Origin of the sequence: Myxococcus sp. CA033 (assembly GCF_013336625.1) — a bacterium.
In the GTDB taxonomy this organism is placed as follows: Bacteria; Myxococcota; Myxococcia; order Myxococcales; family Myxococcaceae; genus Myxococcus; species Myxococcus llanfairpwllgwyngyllgogerychwyrndrobwllllantysiliogogogochensis.
In genome coordinates, this window is sequence record NZ_JABUMU010000039.1 from 1 (window position 1) to 23,846 (window position 23,846).

Sequence of the window (23,846 nt, forward strand, 5' to 3'; positions counted from 1 at the left end):
CACCATCCGCTTCACCATCTGCGCCTTGAATGCGTCTGTGTACGGCACTTCAACCGCCTGCACTCGCCCCCTTCGGGTGGTCAGCTCGGCATCTCAGCCGAGGCGACTTCTTCCCTGACACAGGGGGGACCTACGAGAACGGCCTGCTGGGAGTCGCGCCGACCCGGCCGCGGCCATTCACCACGCGCCCCATTCGCTATGAATCAGCATTTGGAGGGAGTGACCTGTCGGGCGACCTCCAGCAGCAGAGCATGGATGCGCGCAACCCCATCGGGCGGGGTTTCGCACGTCGAGCGGCGCATCTGGTGGGGCGACCGGCCCACTCCATTGAGTATCCCCGTGGCGCTCCATCGGAGAGAGGGCCCGCGGGCTTCGGACCGATTGATTCTTCATGGATGCCGCGTCGCAAGCTCGCGGGGACCTACGATGCACGATGGGCGCAGTCGAAAAAGCCGCTGTTGCCCGATGACCACGACGCCGCTTTTGCACTCAGCGCTCCCACGGATCAGCGAACCCAGATGCCGCTTCTCGGTGGAGAGCACGTCGAGCTGCTCAACATGACCCCCAAAGGGGTCTTGCGCTTCAAGTTGCCGCGCATTTCACTGGGCTTCACCACCCGTATCCTCGCGCGGCGCCAACAGCATGCCGCGCGTCTGGTGACGGTGCTGATGGAGTTGGAGGCGTGGCGCCTTTCGCTGGTGTGGCAGAGCGTGTTGCGTGTTCCCTCGCCAGAGGCGGACTACCTCGACGAAACGACAATCATCGAGGACGGGGGCGTGAGATGAACGCTCAGGTCGAAGTGGTGGCCATGGGTGCACGAACGCCTGTCGGCCTCACCGCCGCGAGCAGCGCGGCCTCCGTGCGGGCTGGCATCTCGCGCTACGCCGAGTATCCGTTCATAGACCTGCGCGGCGAGCGGGTCGTGGTTGCCGCTGACGCGCTGCTGACGACCCGGCTTGAAGGGCGCGAGCGCCTGCTGCCCATGGCCGAGAGTGTGCTCGATGAGTTGGAGGCGGAGCTGGGCGAGAAGGTTCTCTATGGAGGAAGGCTCACCGTGTTGCTCGCGCTTCCAGAAACCCGCCCAGGGTTTTCGGAGAACGATGCGGCATGGGTCGTCCAGTCCCTGGAGGCGCGCCTTTCGAGGAAGACGTCCAAGGTGAGCGTTGAACTTGCCGGGCGCGGGCATTCTGGAGCGATTCTGGCTGTCGAGCAGGTGGTGAAGGAGTGCAGCGAGGGCCGGGACAATCTGTTCCTGGTGGTGGGAGCGGACAGCTACCACCACCCGGAGACATTCGTGTGGCTGGAGCAATGCCGCCGGTTCGCACAGCCGGGAGTCCGAAGTGGATTCGTTCCAGGCGAAGGTGCGGGAGGGCTTGCACTGATGAGCGCTGGCTTGCGCCGGCGCCTGGGCTTTCCCAGCGGGGCCATCGTGCGCGGCGCGTGCACGGCTCAGGAGGCGCGCCTCCGCGATAGTGAGACGGGCTCTCTGGGAGTCGGAATGACTCAAGCAGTGCAAGGGGCTGTCGCGAGGCTAGACCTCGCGACTGAGAGTGTGGACACCGTGTACGCGGACATCAACGGCGAGCGCTACCGAAGTGAGGAGTGGGGCTTCGTCGCCCTGCGGGCGCCGAAGGTATGGAAGGGCCCGAGCTACAAAGCCCCAAGTGACTGTTGGGGCGACATGGGGGCCGCGTTCGGGGCGCTCGGGGGAGTGCTGGCCATCCAGTCGTTCGCGCGGGGATACGCACGCGGCCCTCGAGCCCTGGTCATGGCGGGCTCGGATTCCGGGCTGCGGGGGGCGATGCTCTTGGAGGCTCCGCGGGCTGCATGAGAGGAGATTTCCCATGGCGAAAGTGTCAGTGAATGCTCCGAAGACTCCAGTAACCGAAGGGAGCAGCGGAGTCGCGGCGGCGACGCTGCCCAATGTCTGCAAGATGCCGGGGCCCCCGGCACCGTTCGTGCCCACGCCGTTGCCCAACATCGGCAAGAGTGGGTCGCAGACGAAGGGGTATTCCACGAGTGTGACAATCGAAGGGAAGAAGGTCGCCATTCGGGGAGCGACCTTCGGCTCGATGGGGGACGTGGCCAGTCAGGGGACCGGGGGCGGGATGGTCTCCTCCAACGTGGAGGGCCCGACGAGCTTCGTGGGGCCTGGGTCCATGGACGTGAAGATAGAGGGGAAGAACGTCCAGTTGCTCGGTGACCCGATGTTCAACAACTGCGGACCGAGGGGTAGTCCGGCCAACTCTGCGACGCTGATGGGGGTCATACAGGTTTCCGGTTGGTTGCTTACGCTCGTCACGGGAGAGGAAAACTGTCCTCTCTGCGATGAAAAGCATTCATCCGCTGGCGCGCTGAAAGAGACGGATGCGACGAGGGAGGACGCCAAGACGTTGGCAAAGGCGCTCACCAAGAACAATCAAGGTCCCGACCAGAGCCGGAAGTTTCCCTCGCCGAGAATGGACACGGGAAGAATGCTTGGCGTGGTTCAGTGTATGTGCAACCAGAAGTATGCAGACCACTCAAGCAGGACGGAGAAGGTGTTCCGTGAAATCGTCACGGACGAACTCCATTGGCACGCCCCCGCGGATGGAGGCCTCGATATTTCAATCGCCCGTAAAAATGCGGAAACAGGCCAGAGCGAAAACATCAAGCTCAGGAAGGTCCAGGCGTTCGCCCAGAGGTTCTGCGAAAAGAACGGACTGGACCCAAACCGTGTAGATGCGGCGTGGAATCGGGCTGCTGGCCTTCATGAAAAATGGCTTCGAACCTCCACCCCGCCCGCCTGTTACCCTCCGGGCAGTTGCGCTGGTCCCAAGGCGCTCGCGCTCGCGCTCGATGCTGGGGCCAAAGTCAGCGGTCTGACCGAGCGATGGTTCCACAGCGCCAATCAGCGGACCGACGGGGAAGTCGAGTACCTCCGCAGTGACCGGACTGAGCCGGTCCTGGGCTCCTTCGGGCATGGAGAAAGCGTCCCCCCATGCGGAACCTGCAATATCATTCTGCCCCTGATGCTCTGCACCAAAGGCAAGACCGAGGATGAAGAATGTCGGCACGAGAAGAAGAAGCGGTAGAGGAATTGCTCCTACGCGTCGTGCCAGGGCTCGCGGCGCAGTGGAAGGGCGCCTCGCCTGCTTCCCTGGAGCAAATCGAGAAGATTGCAGGCCGTCCCTTACCAACCTTCTATCGGTGGTTCCTCAGCCGCATGGGGCAACGCATGGGCCCTCTAGCCTATCCTACGCTCGACTTCTCGGCACAGCGCATACTCGACTGCTATGCCAAGGGCTGGGTCGAGCCTCATCCTCGACTCTTGCTGATTGCACATGATTCCAATGGCATGATGCCCATGCCTCTCTTCTACGACCTTGATGCACCGGCACGCGGTGATGCGCTGGTGGCGTCAAAAGAGGAAGGTGCTGACGAGGATGACCTCTACGAGAAGTTCGAAACGTTGCGCGAGATGCTGGCATGGGGTGCACTCGCCAAGTTTCGAGTGGGCACGATGCCGCAGGCCTGCAATGGCACTTTCTCTGGAGACGAACCCAATCTCCTTGCCGTCATCGCTCCGGTGATGAGCAGCCTGGGCTTCAAGCAGCCAATTCCCACGGGGCCCTACTGCGGCATCTATGAACGTGACGATGCAGCCATGATCTGCATGGGGATGCCCCGGCACGGAGTCGACAAGGCGCGCTCCTTCGAGTTGGGTGGTACGACCGCGGGAGTCCTCAGAAAGGTCCTGGGGGAAGTCGTAGCGGCGTCTTCGCTAAAGCTTCGAGTCGACGAGTGGGTTCCAGCGCTTGTGTGAAGGGTCCGTGCGGATGACGGTGACCAAGAAGGGCGTCTGTCTGTCGCGAACCTGAAGCACCCTTGGTGCAACTGGCGGTTACAGCGTGACGAGGCCCATCCGCGCGGCGCGGACGACAGCTTCGGTGCGGCGCTGGACGCCCAGCTTTCCGAGCACCGCGTTCACATGGAACTTGGCTGTGTGCTCGCTGATGGAGAGCCGGTCCGCGATGGCCTTGTTCGACAGGCCCTCCGCCAGCAAGGCGAGCACCTCCCGCTCACGCGGCGTGAGCGCATCGGGGCCCAGGGCGCTGCTCGCTGGCGCGCCCGTTCTCGTGGACGTCCTCAGCTCGGAGAGTCCTGGGTCGAACACCACGAGCCCTCGTGCCACCGCGAGCAGCGCCGCCGTGAGCGGCATGGGCGCCACGTCCCGGAACAACAACCCCTTCGCCCCTGCTGCCAGCGCGAACTCGCCCGCTGTCTCATCCGCCACCAGCGCGAGCACGGGCGCCCCCAGGTCCGGCACCTCCACGCGCGCCTCCGCCTCCACCACGCGCAGTCCCGTGTCCCAGAGCACCACGTCGAAGGCTTCGCCCCTCGCGGACTCCAGCTCCACCTGTGTGCCGGACGCCACCGTGAGCAGCTCGCTCCCCTGGTCGCTGAGCACCCGTGAGAGCGCACCCCGAGCCAGCGGGTCTTCCGCGACCAATGCGAGACGAAGCGGGGCGAGGGGGGCATCCAACACGGAACCTCTTTCTTAACCAGGGGCCCTGCACTTCGCTCGGGGTGGCTTCCCAGACTCAAGGGCACCCCACGAGAGGTCACGCCCAGCCCACCGTCTGTCCATGAAGTAGTTTGAAGAGACGCCGTCCGAGCAGATGATGCCGCCCTCACGCGCGGGACTCGTACCGCGAGGAGGACACAAGGAATGGCGCTCCGTCTTCACTTCGTCGCCGTGGTCGTCTGCGCCCTGCTCGCCACCGCAGCCCACGCCGCGTCCCCATTCCTCAAGCCCGGTGACGAAGTCGTCGAACACGTCCGCAAGCGCTTCTTCGACGCGAAGCACGGCGAGGCCTGGGCCACGAAGCACCAGGGCTATGGCGCCGCCGCCACCAGCGCGGAGGACTTCGCCCGCCTCACGCGCGCCGCCCTCGCCGAACTCAACGCCTCACACACCGCCTTCTACCCACGCGACAGCGAGGGCTACGCCGGCCTCTCCGCCATCTTCCAGCGCTACCTCAAGCTCCCGAAGTACGAAGCTCCGAGCATCGGCGCCGATGTCATGGAAACCCCCGAGGGCTTCTTCGTCCGCCACGTCTTCGCCAACGGCCCCGCCGCCAAGGCCGGCCTGCTTCGCGGCGATCGGCTCGTCTCCGTCGAGGACAAACCCTTCACCTCCGTGACGTCGCTCACCCGCCGCGTCGGCAAGCCCACGCGCTTCTCCGTCGAGCGCACCCAGGGCGCAACCCCGCTCACCCTCACCATCACCCCTCGACTCATCAACCCGAAGTCCGAGTGGCTCGACGCCCAGAAGGCCAGCTCGCGCATCGTCGAACGCGGCGGCCGTCGCGTGGCCTACCAGCAGCTCTACTCCTGCGCGGGCCCCGAACATCAGGACCTGCTCGAGGAGACCCTCGCCGGGGACTTCTCCGCCGCGGATGCACTGGTCATCGACTTCCGCGATGGCTGGGGCGGCTGCAATCCCACCTTCCTCAACCTCTTCAACCGCACCGTCCCCGTCTTCACCGGCATCAGTCGCGAGGGCCGTCGCAACGCCTGGTCCGCCACCTGGCGCAAGCCCGTCGTCCTGCTCGTCAATGGCAACTCTCGCAGCGGCAAGGAGATGGTGGCCCTCGTCATGAAACAGCACGCCCTGGCCACCCTCGTGGGACAGCGCACCGCTGGCGCGGTCCTCGCGGGGACTCCGCTGCGTCTGTCCACCGGAGACCTGCTCTACCTCGCAGTGGAGGACGTGGAGGTTGACGGCGTACGCCTCGAAGGGCAGGGCGTCCCCGTGGATGTCGACGTCCCCGACTCACTGGCCTTCGCCTCGGGCAAGGACCCGCAGCTCGACAAGGCCCTCGACGTGGCGTCGGTCGCGCTCTCCCCGCGCTGAACCCGCTTCAGTGTCTCCAGCTGCCGTACAGGTATGCGAGCCCCGCCGCGAGCACCACCAACATGCCCAGCACGCTCCACGTCACGATGGAGCAACCCGGCGTGGACCGGGAGATGACGGGCAGCTTCTGCGTCTTCAGCTCCTCCACGAGCTGCGACAGTCGCCCCGTGTCGTAGCTCACCGGCTCACCCGTGCGAATCTTCCGCCCGAGCTCCTTCAGCGACTCCTCACCGAAGAAGCGCTCCGAGAGCAACAGGCTGCGCGCCTGGAGCATCCGGTCCGTCCCACCGCGAGCGGGGTCCAGTCCGCAGCCATCACAAGGCTCGAAAGCGCCTTCCTTCGTTTCGCCGCATCCCACACAGACGGCCACGCTCATGCCCCCATCCTAGCGCGACCGCCCAAGCCCTTGGTCACGCCAACGTGACGCCGTGCCCCACCGCCTCCGCGTCCAGGTGCAGCCGCGCGCCCTCGTAGCGCAGCCCTCCCTGGAACGGATGCCGCGCGATGAACAGCGGCGTGTCCAGGTCCGCATACGTGAAGCCGCCCAGCCCCGCCGCCAGATGCGCCGACGCGCTCATCGCCAGCACGCTCTCCACCATCCCTCCCACCATCAGCTCCAGCCCCGCCGCTCGCGCCAGGCTCCACATCGTCAGCGCCTCCACCACGCCGCACTTCATCGTCTTGATGTTGATGCCGTGCGCCGCCCCCTCGCGGATGAGCCGCAGCACGTCCTTCGCCGAGCGCGCTGACTCGTCCGCGCAGATGCGGACTTTCGAGCGCCGAGCGACTTCCGCCATGCCCGCGAAGTCCGCCGCCGGCACCGGCTGCTCCAGGAGCGCGAGCGGCACGTCCGCCCGCTCCAGCTCCTTCAAGAACGCCAGCGCCTCCGCCACGTCGTAACCGCCATTCGCATCCGCGAACAGTCGCGCATGGGGCGCCACCTCGTGAATCGCCACCATCCGCGCCGCGTCCTCGTCCGGCGCCAGCGCCCCCACCTTCACCTTCAACGTGGTGATGCCCCGCTTCAGGATGGCCCGCGCCGACTCCGCCGCGTGCGGCACGTCACCCGCCGTCACCGTCATGTCGATGTCCAGCGTCGTCCCCGCGCCCCCGAGCATCACGTACAACGGCACACGGTGATGTCGCGCCAGCGCATCCAGCACCGCCATCTCCACCCCCGCGCGCGCCGCCGGCGCCAACGCGAGCCCGTCGCCGAGCCACTCCGACAACGGCCTCCACGCACGCACGTCCTTGCCCAGGAGCCCCGCGTGCACCTGCTCCAGCGCCGCGAGCGTGCTCGCCTGCGTCTCTCCGCTCACCGCTGGAAACGGCGCCGCCTCGCCCAGCCCCACCGTGCCATCCGCGAGTGTCAGTCGCACCAACACGTTCTGTGCGACGTGCTGCGCCCCCGTGGCGATGGCGAAGGGCTCCGTCAGCGGCAAGTCGAGCGGCGTGAAGCGGACAGCGGTGATGAGCGTGGGCGTCATGTCGAGAGGCGCATCCTGGTCCGCTCCCTGGAAAGAAGGGGACACGCGAGAGGTAGGTTCATCGTATTCAACCCGGTGCTCCGAGGTGTCAGGGAGGCAGATGTGTGCCTCGCAGCCTCGGCTTGTGCCTGCAGCCCTTTCATGGCGACATGCGGGGACTCCGGACGTTTCCAGGAATTGCGGCCCCGTGATGGGGTTCCGGAGCTTTGCCTCCGGGTGACGTGGAAGCCCGGAGTGGGCGGGGCATGTCGGCGACGGACACGAGACAGGCAGTCCCGGGCGCGGATGCGCTGCTGGATGCGCTGGAGGAAGCGGAGCGCCATGACTCGGAAGGGTGCATGGTGTTGCGTGCCGTCCGCGACGAGTCCGGCGTCATCACCGACTTCGAGTGGCTCTGGTCCAACCCCGCCGCGTCGCGAGCGCTGGGCCGGGGCACCGACACGCTGCGCGGCCTGCGGCTGAAGGACATCTCCCCCATCGCGGGTCTGGGTGGACGGCTGGCGGTGCTCAAGCAGGTGGTGGAGTCCGGCCGGCCCGCCGCGGACAGCTTCCCAGAGGGCGACGCGTGGTTGCTCGGCACCGCGGTGCCGCTGCGGGACGGCGTGCTGTTGCGCCTGCGCGATGTCACCAGCGCCCTGCGCATGGAAGAGGGGCTGCGCGACACGCTGGACTGGGTGCGCGACGTGCTGGAGAGCACGCCCGAGGCCTTCTTCACCGTGGATGCGGAGTGGCGCATCACCTACGTCAACAGGCAGGCCGCCGAAATCACCGGTCGCACGCAGGAGCAGGTCTTCCGGAAGCTGTTGTGGCAGGCGTGCCCGGAGCTGGTCGGCACCTTGTTCGAGCGCGAGCTGCGCCGCGTGGCCGCCGAGGGCTCCTCCACCATCTTCGAGGTGCGCACCGCGCCGGACCGCTGGCACGAGGTGCACGCCTGGTGCTCGGGGCAGAACGTCTCCGTCTTCTCGCGCGACATCACCGGCAAGAAGCGCGCGGAGGCGGAGCGCGATGCCCTGCTGACGCGCGAGCACTCCGGCCGACTGGAGGCGGAGGCCCTGGTGCGCGAGCGCACCGAGGAGCTGGTCGCCGCGCGCGAGCGCCTGGTGCAGTCGGAGAAGCTGGCCATGGCGGGCCAGCTCGCCGAGGGCGTGGGCCACGAAATCAACAATCCGCTCTCGTACGTCAGCGGCAATCTCCAGTTCGCGCTGGAGCAGTTGGAGCTGTCGATGGAGGGGGGCATCCTCGGCAAGAACGCGCCCCTGGCCGAGGCCCTGGAGGCGCTGCGAGAGGCCCGTGAGGGCGCCGAGCGCATCCGCGTCATCGTCCGCGACCTGCAGACGTTCGCCCGCGCGGATGAGCCGCACCTGTCCCCGGTGGACGTGCACGCGGCGCTGGAGTTCGGCCTCTCCATGGCCATGCCGCACCTGCGCTACCGCGCGGAGGTGGAGCGGCGCTTCGCCGAGGTTCCCACCGTCATGGCGCATGAGGCGCGGCTGGGGCAGGTGTTCCTGCACCTGCTCGTCAACGCGGCGCATGCGATTCCGGAAGGGGACTTCACCCGGCACCGCGTCACGCTCTCCACGCGCGTGGAGGGACCGTGGGTGGTGGTGGAGGTGTCGGACACGGGCCACGGCATGACGCCCGAGGTCGCCGAGCGCGTCTTCGAGCCGTTCTTCACCACGCGCGCGGTGGGTGAGGGCAGCGGGCTGGGGTTGTCCACCAGCCTGGGCATGGTGCGCAGTATGCGTGGCGAACTCACCGTCAACACGACGCCGGGCGTGGGCAGCACCTTCAGCGTGCGCCTGCCGATGACGGAGGCGATACCGGACGCGGTGACGAAGGGCTCCACGCAGGAGGTGCCCGAGCGCAAGCGGGTGCTGGTGGTGGACGACGAGCCGCAGCTCGCGTCGCTGTTGCGGCGGCTGTTGGGGCAGCACCACGAGGTGGTGGTGAGGCACAGCGGGCGGGAGGCGCTGGCGCTCTTGGAGCAGGACGCGGACTTCGACCGTGTCTTCTGCGACCTGATGATGGCGGACGTGACGGGGATGGACCTGCACGCGGAGCTGTTGTCGCGCGGGCCGGAGCTGCTGTCGCGCTTCGTCTTCATGACGGGCGGCGCGTTCACCGAGCGGGCGCGCGCGTTCCTGCAGACGGTGCCGTTGCCTCGAATCGAGAAGCCGTTCGACCCGGGGACGCTGCGGGCGCTGGTGGAGGGAGCACCTCCGCGCGCCAGGGCCTTGGGGCCGCTGGCGCGCGTGGCTCGGAGCGGGTGACTACAGCTTCACTTCCTCGCGGTCCGGGTGGGTGATGTACCCGGTGCCGGCCGTGACGAGCTTCTCCATCAGCTTGTCCAGGCCGTTGGAGCGCGCGAAGGCCATCTCGTTCTTGGTGACGCCCACGAGCGTGAGCAGCTGCACCTTGCCGCTGGGCAGGGCGAAGTGGTCGGGGCGGGACGGGTCCCTGACGAAGACGAAGCCTCCCAGCTTGGAGTCTCCGCCGTCGAGCGTGCCTTCCACCGGGTAGCGGTGGTTGAGGGCGAAGGCGCGCATCGTCACGAGGTTGTAGGCCATCATGTCCAACAGCCGGAACACGGGCCACTTGGCCTGCTCTGGCGTGTGGATGACCATCTCGTAACCGATGCCACTGGGTGTCTCATCGGTAATCTCGTCACCTGGGGCCACGGTGAAGGGATTGGACAGCCCGCTGGTGACATAGGTCCAGTAGGGGTAGTCCGGGCTCGGCGGCGCGGCGCGCACGCCCATGGGGCCCCAGTTGGGGTCCGCTTCACCTTCTACTTGTGCGAGGTCGCTCTCCATCCAGGCCTGGATGGCATCCGTCTGGTCGAGCGTGAAGACGCCTTCATCAATGGCGCCGAACATCTTGGGGTACTCGACTTCATCGCGGTCAGCCCAGCAGTCTTCGTACCACTGGATGAAGTCTTCGTCCGTCTCCGGTGCTTTCATGACGGGCCCACTCTAGAGGGTCACCCCGGTTTCTCAACTTCCCCGTGAGGGTCCCCCCTCGGACCTGGCAGGTGGGAAACAGGGGCCCTCCCTCCCGGCCGCCCCCCGAGGCCCCGGGGAAGGCGGGGGTCGCTGGCCTGTCTCCCCTCGGTGGGATAGGCGGGAGGCGAGGTCTTCGCCCGGGGAGGGCCACGTGGAGCATGCGTTTCGAGGGGTCGTGTCGGGGGGCTGCATCCGTGACGAGCAGGAGCTGATGCTGGTCGTCAGCCACCCCCATCCGGACAATGACTTCGGAGGCGGGCCGGGCCCGGTCGGGGAGTGGAACCAGCCCGTGGACGCGGAGGCGTACCAGGACCTGGTCGACTCCGGCTTCGACCCGGACGACGCCAGGTTCGAGGTGGATGATTACCAGCATGTAGCGGTGCGCACGGCGGGCGCGTGGACCCTGGAGCAGGTGGTGGTGGTGGGGACCATCGACGCCCTGTGTCGACTGGGAGCCAACCGCCATGGGGCGTTGGTCTCGTATGGCGGCTCGGCGCACTTCGTGGCCATCCGTTCGAGCGAAAGCGGGAAGTGGGAGTCGCTGGAGTACGAGGGCGTTCCGGAGGGGCTGGTGGAGACGCGGGTGTGCTTCAGCGGTGAGGACATCGTGATGGCGGGGAGCCGAGGTTTCGAGCTCGACTCGCCCGCGGAGGTGGGGCTGCTCGTGCGCGCCGAGGGAGCCATGCGCTGGACGCAGTCGCTGGGGCAGTTGCCAGGGCGGGTGCTCGCGCTGGACAACTGTCCAGGGGCGGCTGGGGCGCGGGTGCTCTATGCGGGCGGCCGGAGCCTCTGGATGCATGAGGAGGGCGGCTGGCGCGAGGTCCACTCGTTCCCGCGCGGGGAGGTGTCGTTCGTGCGGTGTTTCCCCTCGGGTGAGGTGATCGCCGGGACGACGCAGGGGGACGTCATCCTGGGTACGGCGGAGGCGTGCCGCGTCGTCGCTCGCGTCGGTCGCATCCACTCGGCCGAGCGGTGGGGGGGCGAGTTCTATGTGGCGGACGAGGAGAACGTCTATCGCGTGGATGCCTCGGGCTTCGAGCGGTGTGCCGTGCCCAAGGAGTCGTCCGTGGCGAGGAACGTGTCCGACGTGGGCATGCTCGTCGTGGGGAATGACCGGCTGTGGCTGGCCGGGAGCCACGTGCTGGCTTCGAGCACGGATGGGAAGCGCTGGACGACGCACCCGGTGCGGTGAGCCGAGGAGCGTTGCGTGAGCTCAAGGACCTCGGGCTCCCGATGGTTCATCATCCCGGCTGGGTTCGTGCCCGCTATCGAGGCAGGGCCGCGAGGAGCGTCGACGTGCCTATCAAGATGACCATTCGTGTGCGGAACAGGCTCGGACGCCCGTCGTCACTGGTGCTCGAGCCCTGGGGGGAAGTGGCTCTGCTGGCGGCGGGAGAGGTGGTGGAAATCCACGGCCAGGGCCCCGCCCCTGGAGAGGCGAAGGACGGCGGGCTCTTGCAGGTGGATATGACCGACGATGGAATCATCGTCTGGGGATGGAGCGGTTCTGACTTCGAGATTTCACGGTCCTCGGGGTCGTGAGACCTCACCCGGTCTGGATTTTCGGCAGGGGCCAGGGCTTGAGGCCTGAAATCTGCTCCGCCTCTTCCACCGCCATGTTCAGCCTTGCCCGCTCGCGCCGCACGTAGTCGCGCACCGCGCTGTCCAGCCTGCGGTCGAAAATCACGTGCGCGCTGTGCACCGCCGTGGGCTCGAAGCCCCGGGACACCTTGTGCTCGCCACCCGCGCCCGGCTCGAACACCTTGCGGCCCGCTCGGATGCAGTCGTCCACCGAGTGGTACAGACACACGTGGAAGTGCAGGAACGGGTGCTCCTCGATGCTCCCCCAGTAGCGTCCGTAGAGCCGCTCCTTCGTCGCCAGGTTGAAGGCCCCCGCGATGACCCGGCCCTCGCGCACCGCCTCCACCATCTCCACCGAGTCCGGCATCGCCTTGAAGACCCGCGAGAAGAAGTCCGGCGTGAGCTGCACCCGGCCCCACGAGTGTCGCTCGCACGTGGCCTCGTAGAACTCAAACGCGCGCTTCGCATGCGCCTGCGTCAGCTCCGCGCTTCGTACCGTGCGCAGCGTGATTCCCTGTGTGGCCGCCGCTGCTCGCTCGCGCTTGAGCTGATGTCTCCGCTTGGAGTCGAAGCGCGACAGGTAGTCGTCGTAGCTGGCGTAGCCCGGGTTCTTCCACTGGAACTGGAGCGTCACCCGCCGCGCCAGCCCCTGCTCCTCCAGGAAGTCCGCCTCTTCGTCCGTCGGGTAGAGGATGTGCACCGAGGAGCAGCCCTCCTCCTGCGCGCTCTCCACCGCGGCGATCAGCAACGCCTTGCGCAGCGCGGGCACGTCCTCGCCCTGGGCGATGAGCATGCGCGGCACCGTGGCCGGTGACAGCGGCCCTCCGACGATGAGCTTCGGGTAGTACTCCACGCCGAGCCGGGCGGCCGCATCCGCCCAGCCGAAGTCGTAGATGTACTCGCCCATGCTGTGGAACTTCCGGTACGCGGGCGCTGCGGCCACCAGCTTCGGGCCGCGCCATATCGTCAGGTGATGCGGCGCCCACCCGGTCTCCTCGGTGGCGCTGCCGCTCTCCTCCATCGCCGCCAGCCATGCATGGCGCGCAAAGGGCGGCGCGTCCGGACCGGCGAGCGCGTCCCAGTCTGCGGCCGGGACGTCTGTCACTGCGTCGAGGATGCGGAGGCGGAGAGGGGTGTCTGTGGGCACGGGGGGCTGTTTTAACGCGCGCCGTGCGTTCTCGCCGCCTGGCCGTGGGCTCGCCTTCGCCCGGCCCTGCTGGAACCGCCAGGAGGCCCGTTCGCCGGGGGAGGAGGCTTTCGGGCCTCTTCCCCTCGGTTCGGCTCACTCCCGGGTGCGACTGGTGGCTCAGGCCGCCCGGGCGGCGCCCGTGTCGTGCGCGGCCTCTCGGCGCGGCTCCGGCCACACCGCCCGCTGCGGCGTGGCGATGCGGATGACGCCCAGCTTCGCCAGCACGCGCATCACCTGCCACGTGGGGTCGATCTCGAACTTGCGCGCCGCGAAGTTCGGGCTGCTGCCGAACTTGTGGTGGTTGTTCTGGAACAGCTCACCCATGCAGAGCATCTCGACGGGCAGCGTGTTGCGCGACTTGTCGCTGCTGTCGAAGTTCCGGTAGCCGTACTTGTGCCCGCACCAGTTCACGATGGCGCCGTGCACCGGGCCCATCAGGAAGTGCACCGGCAACAGCAGGAACTGCCAGGGCGCCGTCGCGAAGGCCACGTAGAACGACGTGTACAGCCCCACCCAGAACAGCGTCGCCACCCAGGACGTGCGCAGCGTGTCGTCCACCAACGGCCACTCGGGATAGCCGCCGAGGAACCGAGCCTCCGGCTGCCCGCGACCCGCCGTGTAGTCCTCGTAGCGCTTCTTCGTGTGCAGCATCATCCGGAACACGTCCGTGAAGAAGTGCGGCGAGTGCGGGTCCTTCTCCGTGTCCGAGAAGGCGTGGTGCTCGCGGTGCAGAATCGCGTAGGCCTTGGGCGACAGGTACGACGAGCCCTGCACCAGATACGTGAGCAGGTGCATCACCCGCTCCGTGCGCGGACCCATGGTGTACATGCGGTGCGCGGAGTACCGGTGCTGGAAGAAGCTCTGAAAGAAGACACAGAGCAGCCAGTGCGAGACGAAGAAGACGAGGACGGCCATGGCGCTTTCCCGGTTCGGTGTCAGAACCCGGGTAACACCCCCCATGTCATGGCCACGTCATCACCGGCCGGAAGTTGCTCCCCGGTGACGACCGGGTGAGCCCTGACTTCATGCCGCCATCAGTCGGACGCGCTGCGCCAGGGCATGACGCGCGGTGACAGGGGCTCGATTTCCGGTACGGAGCACCTCTCACATTCATCGACAGGGGTGCACACGTGGAGCGGGCCGACATCGTCAAGCTGGACAAGGGGCACGTCTGGCACCCGTACACCGCCATGGAGGCGTACATCGCGGGGACGGACCCGCTCGTCATCTCCCGTGCGGAAGGGCCCTACCTCTTCGACGTGGATGGCCGGCGCTACCTCGACGCGAATGGCTCCTGGTGGGTGTCCACCCTGGGCCACCGCCACCCGCGCCTCCTGCGCGCCCTCACGGAGCAGGCGGGCCAGCTGCCCCATGTCTCGCTCGCGGGCATCACCCACGAGCCCGCCGCCGCGCTCGCCTCGGAGCTGGTGGCGATGGCCCCCGGCGCGGACCGCCCGGAGCTGCCCACAGGTGAGCGGCTGACGCGCGCCTTCTACTCCGACAACGGCAGCACCGCGGTGGAGGTGGCCATCAAGATGACCGCCCAGTACTGGGCGCAGAATGGCCAGCCTCGTCGCACGCGCTTCATCACCCTGTCCGGCGCGTTCCATGGAGAGACCATCGGCTCCACCAGCGTGGGCGGCGTGCCCCTGTTCCGCGAGGTGTTCGGGCCACTGCTCTTCGACGTGGTGCATGTGCCGTCTCCAGCGGAGGAGGGCGGCTGGGAGCGCGCCTTCGCCCAGGTGCAAGCCGCGCTGCGCGAGCACCCGGACGAGATTGCCGGCGTCATCGTGGAGCCCATCATCCAGGGCGCCGCGGGCATGCAGATGTACTCGCCGGACTTCCTGCGCGCGGTGCGCGAGGCCACCCGCGCGGTGGACACCTTCCTCATCGCCGATGAGGTCTTCACTGGCCTGGGCCGCACCGGGGCTCGCTTCGCCGTGGACCTGGCGGGCGTGGTGCCGGACCTGCTCTGTCTGGCCAAGGCGCTCTCGGGCGGACTGATGCCTTTCGCCGTGACGCTCGCGTCCGAGCGCATCTTCTCGGGCTTCCTCGGCGCGTCGTCGCGCGCGCTGTATTACGGGCACTCGTACTGCGGCAATCCGCTGGGCGCGGCCGTCGCCCGCGAGGTGCTCGCCGTGTATCGCGACGAGGACGTGCTGGGCCAGGTGGCGCGCAAGGCGCCGAAGGTGAAGGCCGCCTTCGAGCGCATGGCCGCGACGCTTCCCGGGCTCGTGCGTCCGCGCGCCATCGGCATGGTGGGCGCGGTGGACCTGGGCGGTGGGGGATACCTCGCGAGCAGCGGGTGGCGCGTGTACGAGGCGGCTCGGCGACGCGGGCTCTACCTGCGCCCGCTCGGTGACACCGTGTACATCGCGCCCGCGCTCAACATCCCCGACGCCGCGCTCGATGAGCTGCTGGCGGGCGTGGAGGACTCGCTGCGCGAGGTGGCGCGCGGCTGATGGTGCGTCCCCGCGAGAGGCCTGGGCGCGCGGCGGGTGCCGGAGGTGATTCGGCTCGCGTCAGGAGGGCCCGGTGGGTGACGGCGCCCCGTGCAAGGGCCGCTTCGGCGTGTCGTGGCGCCGAGGTGTCTCGGCTCTCGTCAGGACGGCCCGGGCGGTAGCACCGAGTCCGCGCGGGCGATGCGGCGCTCCTGTCGGAACAGGAGCATCTCCCGGACGAGAATCTGCACGGTGGCCGCGACGGGCACCGCCACCACCGCGCCGACGACACCCGCCAGCTCCGCGCAGAACAGCACCGCCAGCAGGATGAGCAGCGGGTTGACGTGCACCGTGCGACGGAAGACGAGCGGCGCCAGCACGTTGCCCTCCAACTGCCCGTACAGCACGAAGTACGTCAGCACCCCCAGCGCCATCCACATCCCGCCCGTCGCCCACGTCAGCAGCGTGATGAAGCCTCCCGCCACCACCGGTCCCGCGTAGGGCACCATGCTGGAGAAGCCACTCACGATGCCCAGCGGCAGGAAGTACGGCACGCCCAGCACCGCCAGCACGGTGGACGTGAGCAGCGCGTTGAAGGTGCAGATGAGCGTGAGCCCCGTCAGGTACCCGCCCGTGGCCCGGTACACGTTGCGCAAGACTCGCACATAGCGCATCCGGTGCTCCGGCTTGGGCAAATCCAACAGTCGCTTCAGCAGACCGCCGCCGAACACCAGCATGAAGACGACGAGGAAGAAGACGCTGAGCGCGCCTCCCACGAGCCCCACCATGCTGCCAATGGCATGAACCACCAGCCCCGGCAGCGTCCCCGTGGCGAGCTGCGGCGTGGCGTCCTCGAGCTGCCGTGCCCAGCCCAGGTTCTGCAATCGCTCGTTCAGCCCCCGGAAGGGACGCGACTCGCGCACCTCCTGCCAGAGATGCGGCCACTGCACCACCAGCGCATCCACCTGCGCCGCCGCCGCCGGAATCACCAGCAACGCCAGCAGCGCCAGCACCGTCATCGCGGCGAGCAGCATCGTCGCGATGGCCAGCGCCCGAGGCATCTTCCACCGCTCCAGCCGCGAGACGCCGTGCTCCAACGCCAGCGCCAGCAGCGCCGCGATGCCCGTCAACGTGAGGGCGACCCGCGTGCGCACCACCAGCACCACGAGCGCCAGCACCGCCAGCACCACGAAGCACACGGTGAACACCGTCTTCGGTGTCACCTGGGAGCCCTGTCTCGTTTCCCCCTGCTCCGCCACCGTACCCCCACGCGACAGACACCTCGCCTCGTGGGGGTATGCAGTGCCTCGCCTGGATGCCAGCCTCCCCGCCCGGAGGCGCCAGTGGATGTCAGGTCGACTCCACCCGCGCCCGGGACTTCCGGCATGGCGTGTTCATGCGCCGACAGTGACGATGACGCACGCGCCCCTTCTTGGAGAGGCGCGCCCGCCCCGCGACGCACGACGTCAGTTGCGCGAGGGGAAGATGCCTTCCAGCGCGATGATGAAGTTGATGGCCAGGAACGGAGACATGTTGTTGTGCGGCTGGCTGCCGCCCGCGACTCCAATGGCCGCCGGGTTCATCGTCCCGTCGATGGGCGCGGCCCGGTAGTTGAGGACCGTCGCGGTGCTGTCCGCCGCCAGCACCACGCCGATGGGCGTCTCCGTGTCGCCCTGCTGCGAGCTGACGTTGAGGGTGTGGTTGTGCGCTGGCATCTGCGTCGAAATCAGCGTCACCGTCTCCGACCCTCCCTGCTCGCCCAGGGTCCGGGGCGACAGGCCAGGCCCCTGTCCCGGCTGCATCGGATAGCGCCCGCGCAGGTCCGGCAGCGCGAAGGTCGTCTGCCCGTTGCCTCCATACGTCGTGCCCAGGATGGAGAAGAGCGCGGTGTTCTGCGCGATGGAGAGCAGCTGGCCCTGGCAGAACGCCCAGCCGCGCGGAGCGAAGTTTCCCCCGAACAGCCGGATTTCACCGATAAATGGCTCGGACACGTGTACGCCTTTCGTTGCTTGAGTGTGTGTGTTTCACGCGAAACCCAGCACGTGTCGCTCTCCTGAGCAAAGCATCGGCCACACTTCTTTCATGGGTCGTTTTGGAGTCAGGCCCCGCTGTGGGACGCGTGCTTCCCGAGTGGGCACGGGGGTCTCATGTGTCCCGTGCCCCATCGCGTCATGCGTTCCGGTGTGACGCGAGTCGCGTTCTGGAAGAACGCGGGGGAGGGCTGTTTCGCGTGAGCCATTTCGAGCCACAATCCCTCACGCCCTGCTGAGTGGGGCGTGCACCCCGACACAATCCATCCTGGCTCGTGACTTGCTCTGTGCCTTGGCCCTGAGTTCCACGACGAGGAGACCACCCATGGCTCAAATGAACTGGCGACACCCCACGTATTGGACGCGGGGGTTCCGCGCGCTACCGGTGACGGCGTTGTTGCTGTTGTCCGCATGTGAAGAAGGACCTGAAGGTCCCCAGGGGCCTCAAGGCCCCGCGGGCCCCGCCGGTGCTCAAGGCGCCGCGGGTCCTGAAGGCGCGCAGGGTGCTCAGGGCGACCTGGGCCCCAAGGGAGACACCGGTGACGTGGGGCCGGCCGGTCCAGCGGGGCCTGAAGGTCCCGAAGGCCCCGAGGGCCCTCCGGGTCCCGCCAATGGACCGCGAGGTGAGGAAGGAAAGCCCGCGGTGGCTCGCACGACGCTGGAGCCGGCGGGTGCCAACTGCGCCACGGGTGGCGTGAAGCTGGAGGCGGGCGTCGACGACAACGAAGACGACGACCTGGATGACGACGAGGTGGATGTCACCAGCTACGTGTGCAACGGCGCGCAGGGACCGCAAGGCGTCGAGGGGCCGAGGGGCGACACGGGGCCGCAGGGCAACGTGGGCCAGCAGGGGCCCCAGGGACAGCAGGGCGTCCAGGGACAGCAGGGTGAGACCGGCGCGCAGGGCAACGTGGGTCCGGCGGGTCCGGTGGGTCCCGCGGGTCCGGTGGGTCCGCGCGGTGATACCGGCCCTCAGGGTGAGACGGGCCCGGAGGGGCAGCAGGGCGCCACGGGCCTGAGCGCGCTGGTGCGCACGTCGGCCGAGGCGTCCGGGGCCAATTGCGCCACCGGCGGTGTGAAGCTGGAAGTGGGCGTGGACGCCAACCGCAACAACACGCTGGACACCTCCGAGGTCAACGCGGCGCTGACGCGCTACGTGTGCGCGGGGCCGCAGGGGCCGCAGGGGTTGAAGGGCGACCAGGGTTCGCAAGGTCTGCAGGGACAGACGGGTCCGCAGGGCGCCGCGGGCATCCACTCGGTGGCGGCGACGGCGGCCGAGCCGGCGGGCGCGAACTGCGCTACCGGTGGTGTGCGACTGCAGTTCGGGCAGGACTCCAACGGCAACAGCGTGCTGGATGCCGGCGAGGTCATCGCGGCGCTGACCCGGTACGTCTGCGCGGGGGCCCAGGGACCGCAGGGTGTCCCCGGTGCGCAGGGCACGCAGGGTACGCCGGGCACCACGGGTGCGACGGGCGCGACAGGAGCGACGGGGGCCACGGGCTTGCAGGGGCCGGCGGGTTCGACGGGTGTCTACGGTGACGGCTCGGGTGGCTTGCTCAACGTTCCCCTCGGCAACACGCTGGACCTCACCACGGTCGGTGGCTTCAACACCCTGGCGGGGCGGCAGCACCTCCAGTTCTCGACGGTGACCATCTCCGGCACCCTCATCCTCCCGAGCGGCACGGTCATCCGCTCCACGGGTGATGTCACCATCTCCGGAACCATCATCGTGGACCAGGGCACCGAAGACACCGGGACGGGCCCCGCGACGGCGGGCGTGTCGCGTGCCGCCGCTGGCGAGCCGCACAAGGGCCTGGGCTTGCAGCCGCTCCAGGGCGCGCAGCTCCTTCGGCCGGGTCCCCAGGGCGGTGGTTCTGGCGCGAAGGTTGCGGGGGTGAGTGGCGCCGGAGGTGGCGGCTCGCTGGTCATCCTCTCGCAGGGCAACGTGCGGGTGCAGCCGACCTCCGCCATCAACGCGAACGGCGACCCGGGTGGGACGTTGGGTAATACCCCTGGCGCCGGTGGTGGCGCGGGTGGTGTCGTCGTCATCGTGGGCAAGGCCAGCGTGACGGTGGGCGGCGCCATCCGTGTGGTGGGCGGTCGCGGCGGAGATGGCAACAACGCGGGCGGCGCTGGCAAGGGCGGTGGTGGCGGTGGCGGCGGTGGCATCATCCACCTGCTCTCCAGCACCAGTCCCACCGTGACGGGCACCCTCGACGTGAGTGCTGGCGCAGCGGGTATCACCGCTCCTCCCCAGGGTGCGAGCACCGCCGTCGCGGCGGGCGGTGGCGGCGGCGCGATGGGTGGTGACGGTGGCGATGGTGGTGCCACGGGCATCACGTCTGGCGCTGGCGCACCGGGCCTCTCCTTCCAGACCGTGACTCCCGTGCCGGAGAACATCTTCCTCTAAGCGGAGGAAGGCACATCCCGCTGTCCGGTCCTCACGGCCCGGCGGCGGGAGTCGGGGAGGAGGCCGGGTCGCTGGAGTGGCTCACCTCCGCCCTCTCGTGGGGCGCGCAAGAGTCCCGCGCCGTTTGCCTTCGGGGCTGACGGCGGGAGTCGGGGAGGAGGCCGGGTCGCCACGGGGGCGACCCACCTCGGTCCTCACGGGCCCACGAGGTGCACCGTGCCGTCCGGCTCTCGCTGCCTGGCGGTGGAGGGTTCGTAGGACGCAGTGAATCGCCGGACGGGCGGCTCGCATCCGAGTCGGGGGGACCGCTGGCATCCAGGCCATGGACGTGGCGCGAGCGGCCCCGTGCCGGTTCGTGGCTTCATCACCCGGGTCATTCGGATGACCCCGGAGCAAGCGCGCGGAGGCCCCCCTGGCTGTCTGTCTTCAGGGCCTCCGCGCGCTTCTTCGCCTTTCCCCGGCGACCGCCCGCGTGACGCGCAATCGGCGCGCGGCCCGTTCGTGTTCCGGGGGCATGGCGCGCTTCCCCCAAGCCGGGCCTTGTTGCCCTCAGCCCGCACGTGACGCGGGCGTCCACTCCATGGCCACGTATGGAGAATCTTCCCGCGCGGGCAAAGCGCCAGGCTCCACCTGGAAGCCCAGGCGCGAGTACAGCCCGCGCGCGGGACTGTCATGGAGCACATGCAGGCGCACGCACACGCGTGCCCCGCTCGCGGCCTCCAGCAGCTCGCGCAGGAGCTGTGTGCCCAGGCCCCCGCCCCGGTGCGAGGACAGCAGCGCGATGTCCACCAGCCGCCACTCCTTCTCACCGCGCACCACCAGCAACCTGCCCGCCGGCTGACCGTCCACCAACACCACCCGGTCCTCCGCTGTCGGATACCGCGCGCCCCAGTCACGCCCCCGGGCCAGCCACTGCATTCGCAGGAACGCCTCGCGCTGCGCGGGTGTCCAACCCCACGCCGCCAGCTCGCCCTCCCGCGCGCTGACGTACAGGGCGAAGAGGAAGTCGTTGTCGGAGGGGGCGATGGGACGAGAAGCCAGGGGCACGGTGCCGCGAAGCATGTCCGCGCGGGCCGCCACGCGTCCACCGCTCGACACCCCGCGCGGGCCTCGTCCGCCATCCGACGAGCCCGTGAAGCAACCGCGAACACCGACGTCCGTGGATTCGAGGTCCACACGTCAGACCTGGATGAGAGCTTCGGGGCAATCCCGACAGGAGCACGAGATGAAGAAGACGCGAGACCCTGAACTGACCCTGGCCCTCCAGGAGGCCCGCGAGACGGAGGACCGGTGGCGAGGGCTCGCCACGCGGCTGCTGGAGCTGGGGGATGACGCGATGGACGCGCAGTTGCTCGTCGCCTTCCGCGCCGCGCGCGAAGAGGGCGTCGTTCCTCCGGACGCGGGCTTCTTCCTGGTGGCCCACATCCTCACCGCCATGGCGGACGAGGCGCTGACGGAGGTACCGCGCGTCCAGCGGCTCGCGCTCGAACTGGACCTGATGGAGCGCGAGTACGGCATGGAGGACGGCTGCTGGCAGGACGACGAGGAGCCGCCGCCGGAGGACTGGGAGGCCCTGCTCGCCGAATACGAGAACGCCTGCGACGAGGCCCGCGCCGCCTTCTTCCGCGCCTACGGCGAGGAGGACATGGCCCGGCTGTACGTGGAGGACCGCGTCTGCTTCCACCGCCGCTTCGAGTGCGGCCGCCGCTTCTTCCACGGCCTGCCCATGCTCCCCGAGCACCTCCACTGACCCACTCCCTCCGTGGAGCGGTGCGTCATTCTCGGGAGCTGATGAAGTGTGTCTTCGCGGAACGAGAAATCGAGAGGGAAAGATTTCCGGGGGGCCGCGTTCATCAGCGTGCCGACCGGGTCCGCCCATTTCGCGGGGTGTCCTTCCGCGCGTGTCTCCCCGCCCCAGAGGGGGCTGACGCGTGCGCATCCGGAGGCGCTCGGGGGTTGTCCGTCGCGAGCCCGGTGTGGGGTTTCGCGGTGGAAGAGGGTGGAGGTGGGCCTGGGGGCCTGTCTTCGCCCTCGCCTGCGCTCGCGAGGCCACGATGACGTGGCGCGGCACAGCGTTACGGAAACTTTACGCTCACAATTCTGTCAATTAGCCGGGCTACAGGGTGGCGCAACGCGACTTTGATGCCCACTCTTGCGCGGCACTGGCGTTTTCCAACGTCGCACCCTATTTCGCCGCACGACTTCGGGTGGCGCCGAGCGGGCCGGAACGGAAGTCAATGCATACCAAGAAGGGTACAGAGACTCGAAACTCCAAGGCGAGTCTCTAGCGCGCGGCGCGCGTCTCCGAACGAAGTCCCCTCCAAGGGCTCGGGGCCGCGCGCCGCCGCACTTTTCTGGGCGGATTAGAGTGCGCCGCCATGACGACTTCTCAGGCCACCCGGCTGTTGGACCTGCTCTGGGAGCGCTACGCCTCCGAGGTGCCGTTTGCCCGCACCTTCGTGCAGCTCTCCGGAGGCAGCTTTCGCAATGACCATGTCGCGCTGCGCTCGCTGGCGCGGCCCGGGGGCGGCATCGCCCTCTTCTCGCGGCCCTTCGAGCGGCTGGGCTGGAAGCCCGCGGGGGCATACACCTTCCCCGACGCGCACCTGTCCGCCATCTACCTGTCGCATCCGGCGGGGCTGCCGCGCGTCTTCATCTCCGAGCTGAAGTCGGAGGAGCTGTCGCCGCGCGCCCGCGAGCTGCTCGGCACGCTGCCGGACGACCCTCCGCCGCCCGAGGACGTGGACGCGCTGGCGGCGTGGTTCTGCTCGCCGCCGCCGCCGTCGGAGGCCGCGCTGCTGGAGCTGGAGAAGGAGTCGCAGTACGGCGCCTGGCTCCTGGCCTTCGGCCGCAAGGTGAACCACTTCACCGGCTCGGTGGATGACGTGGAGGTCTGGCAGCAGCGCATGCGGGAGGCGGGCGTTCCCATGAAGGCGGACATCGAGGGCGCGCCGGGCACGTCGCTGCGGCAGACCGCCACCCAGGCCGCGCCGCTGTCGGTGACGCTGCGCGAGGGAGGCCGCCGTCCGTGGCCCTACGCGTACTTCGAGATTGCCCAGCGCGCGCCGGACTTCGACGGGTTCCTGGGGCCGCAGGCGCGCGCGCTGTTCGACATGACGAAGCGCTGAACGCTCAACGCAGCGAACGGATGACACGACAGGGATTGCCCGCCGCCAGCACATACGGCGGGATGTCCTTCGTCACCACGCTGCCGGCGCCGATGGTGACGCCCTCGCCGATGGTGACGCCCGCGACGATGATGGCGCCGCCGCCCACCCACGTCTTCGCGCCGATGGTGACGGGCCTGGCCAGTTCCGGGCCCTTGATGCGCTCGTCCGCGTCCAACGGGTGCGTGGCCGCGTAGATGTGCACGTTGGGGCCAAACGACACGTCGTCACCAATGGTAATCTGGTTGCAATCCAGGATGACGCACTGGAAGTTCATGTAGACGCGCTCGCCCAGGGTGATGAAGGTGCCGTAGTCGCAGTGGAAGGGCGGCTCGATGTAGCAGCCCGTGCCCCGCTTCCCGATGAGCTGGTCGAGCAGCTGCTTGCGCGCGTCCTCGTCGTCCATGAGCGTGTCGTTGTAGAGGCGCAAGAGCCGGCGCGCCCGGGACCTGGCCGCCGTCAGCTCCGCGTCCCAGCCGCTGTACAGCTCCCCCGCAAGCATCTTCTCCCGCTCGGTTCGTGCCATGGCCCGGCAGTCTTCACTGGGCCTGGCGCACGGCTTCCGTCGAAGTGGGACGTCTGTCCGACGATGGACGCGCTGAGTCACTCCTCGCACGCCAAAACTTCCGAGGTCCAACGA

22 protein-coding genes are annotated in these 23,846 nt (G+C 68.5%); 12 read left to right on the forward strand and 10 right to left on the reverse strand.

Translation table 11 applies throughout. The features are described from left to right. Nucleotides 1–29: 29 nt before the first annotated feature. From HUA78_RS44395 to HUA78_RS44410, 4 genes are all read left to right on the forward strand, one after another. Nucleotides 30–785, forward strand: a complete 756-nt coding sequence (locus HUA78_RS44395) for a DUF2169 domain-containing protein (RefSeq protein ID WP_174478982.1) — start codon at nucleotides 30–32, stop codon at nucleotides 783–785. A 74-nt stretch (nucleotides 786–859) separates the two neighbouring features. After that, a complete protein-coding gene (locus tag HUA78_RS44400; RefSeq protein WP_371745816.1) occupies nucleotides 860–1,831 on the forward strand; it encodes a hypothetical protein in 972 nt (323 codons plus the stop codon). 13 nt (nucleotides 1,832–1,844) lie between these two features. Next, the gene (locus HUA78_RS44405) at nucleotides 1,845–3,074 is read left to right on the forward strand and encodes a DUF4150 domain-containing protein (RefSeq protein ID WP_174460148.1); all 1,230 of its coding nucleotides are present in this window, start codon (nucleotides 1,845–1,847) and stop codon (nucleotides 3,072–3,074) included. After that, nucleotides 3,047–3,805 (forward strand): SMI1/KNR4 family protein, encoded by a 759-nt coding sequence (locus HUA78_RS44410; RefSeq protein WP_174460147.1) that lies wholly within the window; start codon nucleotides 3,047–3,049, stop codon nucleotides 3,803–3,805. The genes HUA78_RS44405 and HUA78_RS44410 overlap by 28 nt, the downstream gene beginning before the upstream one ends. 78 nt (nucleotides 3,806–3,883) lie before the next feature. On the opposite strand, the gene HUA78_RS44415 is transcribed toward HUA78_RS44410, so the two are convergent. Further along, nucleotides 3,884–4,528, reverse strand: a complete 645-nt coding sequence (locus HUA78_RS44415; protein WP_174478983.1) for a response regulator transcription factor — start codon at nucleotides 4,526–4,528, stop codon at nucleotides 3,884–3,886. A gap of 183 nt (nucleotides 4,529–4,711) precedes the next feature. Between HUA78_RS44415 and HUA78_RS44420 the strand changes: the two genes are divergently transcribed. Continuing rightward, nucleotides 4,712–5,899 (forward strand): S41 family peptidase, encoded by a 1,188-nt coding sequence (locus HUA78_RS44420; protein WP_174478984.1) that lies wholly within the window; start codon nucleotides 4,712–4,714, stop codon nucleotides 5,897–5,899. Between the two features lie 7 nt (nucleotides 5,900–5,906). Here the strand turns inward: HUA78_RS44420 and HUA78_RS44425 are convergent, their stop codons facing one another. Both HUA78_RS44425 and HUA78_RS44430 read right to left on the reverse strand, forming a co-directional pair. After that, on the reverse strand, nucleotides 5,907–6,275 hold the full coding sequence (locus tag HUA78_RS44425) for a hypothetical protein (RefSeq protein WP_141641153.1): 369 nt from the start codon (nucleotides 6,273–6,275) through the stop codon (nucleotides 5,907–5,909). Nucleotides 6,276–6,309: 34 nt separating this feature from the next. Next, a complete protein-coding gene (locus HUA78_RS44430) occupies nucleotides 6,310–7,386 on the reverse strand; it encodes a dipeptide epimerase (RefSeq protein ID WP_174478985.1) in 1,077 nt (358 codons plus the stop codon). Between the two features lie 245 nt (nucleotides 7,387–7,631). Between HUA78_RS44430 and HUA78_RS44435 the strand changes: the two genes are divergently transcribed. Further along, entirely contained in the window at nucleotides 7,632–9,656 is a 2,025-nt protein-coding gene (locus tag HUA78_RS44435) for an ATP-binding protein (protein WP_174478986.1), read from the forward strand. On the opposite strand, the gene HUA78_RS44440 is transcribed toward HUA78_RS44435, so the two are convergent. After that, nucleotides 9,657–10,346 carry a suppressor of fused domain protein gene (locus HUA78_RS44440; RefSeq protein ID WP_141641155.1) on the reverse strand — a complete coding sequence of 230 codons (690 nt, stop codon included), beginning with the start codon at nucleotides 10,344–10,346 and terminating at the stop codon, nucleotides 9,657–9,659. A gap of 193 nt (nucleotides 10,347–10,539) precedes the next feature. On the opposite strand from HUA78_RS44440, the gene HUA78_RS44445 reads away from it, so the two are divergent. Both HUA78_RS44445 and HUA78_RS44450 read left to right on the forward strand, forming a co-directional pair. Further along, nucleotides 10,540–11,580, forward strand: a complete 1,041-nt coding sequence (locus tag HUA78_RS44445) for a hypothetical protein (protein ID WP_174478987.1) — start codon at nucleotides 10,540–10,542, stop codon at nucleotides 11,578–11,580. 104 nt (nucleotides 11,581–11,684) lie between these two features. Then, entirely contained in the window at nucleotides 11,685–11,930 is a 246-nt protein-coding gene (locus HUA78_RS44450) for a hypothetical protein (protein ID WP_174457090.1), read from the forward strand. Between the two features lie 4 nt (nucleotides 11,931–11,934). Here HUA78_RS44450 and HUA78_RS44455 read toward each other — a convergent pair whose 3' ends face one another. Together HUA78_RS44455 and HUA78_RS44460 are read right to left on the reverse strand one after the other, a co-directional pair. Then, a complete protein-coding gene (locus HUA78_RS44455) occupies nucleotides 11,935–13,116 on the reverse strand; it encodes a GNAT family N-acetyltransferase (protein ID WP_174478988.1) in 1,182 nt (393 codons plus the stop codon). A gap of 159 nt (nucleotides 13,117–13,275) precedes the next feature. Next, nucleotides 13,276–14,073, reverse strand: a complete 798-nt coding sequence (locus HUA78_RS44460; protein ID WP_174457088.1) for an acyl-CoA desaturase — start codon at nucleotides 14,071–14,073, stop codon at nucleotides 13,276–13,278. A 215-nt stretch (nucleotides 14,074–14,288) separates the two neighbouring features. On the opposite strand from HUA78_RS44460, the gene bioA reads away from it, so the two are divergent. Then, nucleotides 14,289–15,620 (forward strand): adenosylmethionine--8-amino-7-oxononanoate transaminase, encoded by a 1,332-nt coding sequence (gene bioA / locus HUA78_RS44465; protein WP_141641159.1) that lies wholly within the window; start codon nucleotides 14,289–14,291, stop codon nucleotides 15,618–15,620. A 140-nt stretch (nucleotides 15,621–15,760) separates the two neighbouring features. Here the strand turns inward: bioA and HUA78_RS44470 are convergent, their stop codons facing one another. Beyond that, complete coding sequence (locus HUA78_RS44470; protein WP_174460140.1) at nucleotides 15,761–16,858, reverse strand: AI-2E family transporter; 1,098 nt, start codon at nucleotides 16,856–16,858, stop codon at nucleotides 15,761–15,763. A gap of 207 nt (nucleotides 16,859–17,065) precedes the next feature. Next, entirely contained in the window at nucleotides 17,066–17,590 is a 525-nt protein-coding gene (locus tag HUA78_RS44475) for a phage tail protein (protein WP_141641161.1), read from the reverse strand. A 364-nt stretch (nucleotides 17,591–17,954) separates the two neighbouring features. Between HUA78_RS44475 and HUA78_RS47380 the strand changes: the two genes are divergently transcribed. Further along, nucleotides 17,955–20,039, forward strand: a complete 2,085-nt coding sequence (locus tag HUA78_RS47380; RefSeq protein WP_174478989.1) for a collagen-like protein — start codon at nucleotides 17,955–17,957, stop codon at nucleotides 20,037–20,039. A gap of 549 nt (nucleotides 20,040–20,588) precedes the next feature. On the opposite strand, the gene HUA78_RS44485 is transcribed toward HUA78_RS47380, so the two are convergent. Continuing rightward, nucleotides 20,589–21,215, reverse strand: coding sequence for a GNAT family N-acetyltransferase (locus HUA78_RS44485; RefSeq protein WP_371745817.1), 627 nt, complete (start codon nucleotides 21,213–21,215; stop codon nucleotides 20,589–20,591). A 49-nt stretch (nucleotides 21,216–21,264) separates the two neighbouring features. On the opposite strand from HUA78_RS44485, the gene HUA78_RS44490 reads away from it, so the two are divergent. Together HUA78_RS44490 and HUA78_RS44495 are read left to right on the forward strand one after the other, a co-directional pair. After that, the gene (locus HUA78_RS44490) at nucleotides 21,265–21,789 is read left to right on the forward strand and encodes a hypothetical protein (RefSeq protein WP_141641163.1); all 525 of its coding nucleotides are present in this window, start codon (nucleotides 21,265–21,267) and stop codon (nucleotides 21,787–21,789) included. Nucleotides 21,790–22,417: 628 nt separating this feature from the next. Continuing rightward, nucleotides 22,418–23,167, forward strand: coding sequence for a DUF1338 domain-containing protein (locus HUA78_RS44495; protein WP_174457084.1), 750 nt, complete (start codon nucleotides 22,418–22,420; stop codon nucleotides 23,165–23,167). A gap of 4 nt (nucleotides 23,168–23,171) precedes the next feature. On the opposite strand, the gene HUA78_RS44500 is transcribed toward HUA78_RS44495, so the two are convergent. After that, on the reverse strand, nucleotides 23,172–23,732 hold the full coding sequence (locus HUA78_RS44500; protein ID WP_141641165.1) for a sugar O-acetyltransferase: 561 nt from the start codon (nucleotides 23,730–23,732) through the stop codon (nucleotides 23,172–23,174). Nucleotides 23,733–23,846: the final 114 nt, after the last annotated feature.

Coding starts and splice junctions, on each gene's coding strand:
- HUA78_RS44490 (WP_141641163.1), top strand. CDS start 21,265: ATGAAGAAGACGCGAGACCCTGAACTGACCCTGGCCCTCCAGGAGGCC.
- HUA78_RS44405 (WP_174460148.1), top strand. CDS start 1,845: ATGGCGAAAGTGTCAGTGAATGCTCCGAAGACTCCAGTAACCGAAGGG.
- HUA78_RS44440 (WP_141641155.1), bottom strand. CDS start 10,346: ATGAAAGCACCGGAGACGGACGAAGACTTCATCCAGTGGTACGAAGAC.
- HUA78_RS44500 (WP_141641165.1), bottom strand. CDS start 23,732: ATGGCACGAACCGAGCGGGAGAAGATGCTTGCGGGGGAGCTGTACAGC.
- HUA78_RS44410 (WP_174460147.1), top strand. CDS start 3,047: ATGTCGGCACGAGAAGAAGAAGCGGTAGAGGAATTGCTCCTACGCGTC.
- HUA78_RS44460 (WP_174457088.1), bottom strand. CDS start 14,073: ATGGCCGTCCTCGTCTTCTTCGTCTCGCACTGGCTGCTCTGTGTCTTC.
- HUA78_RS44430 (WP_174478985.1), bottom strand. CDS start 7,386: ATGACGCCCACGCTCATCACCGCTGTCCGCTTCACGCCGCTCGACTTG.
- HUA78_RS44425 (WP_141641153.1), bottom strand. CDS start 6,275: ATGAGCGTGGCCGTCTGTGTGGGATGCGGCGAAACGAAGGAAGGCGCT.
- HUA78_RS44435 (WP_174478986.1), top strand. CDS start 7,632: ATGTCGGCGACGGACACGAGACAGGCAGTCCCGGGCGCGGATGCGCTG.
- HUA78_RS44420 (WP_174478984.1), top strand. CDS start 4,712: ATGGCGCTCCGTCTTCACTTCGTCGCCGTGGTCGTCTGCGCCCTGCTC.
- HUA78_RS47380 (WP_174478989.1), top strand. CDS start 17,955: ATGGCTCAAATGAACTGGCGACACCCCACGTATTGGACGCGGGGGTTC.
- HUA78_RS44395 (WP_174478982.1), top strand. CDS start 30: ATGCGTCTGTGTACGGCACTTCAACCGCCTGCACTCGCCCCCTTCGGG.
- HUA78_RS44495 (WP_174457084.1), top strand. CDS start 22,418: ATGACGACTTCTCAGGCCACCCGGCTGTTGGACCTGCTCTGGGAGCGC.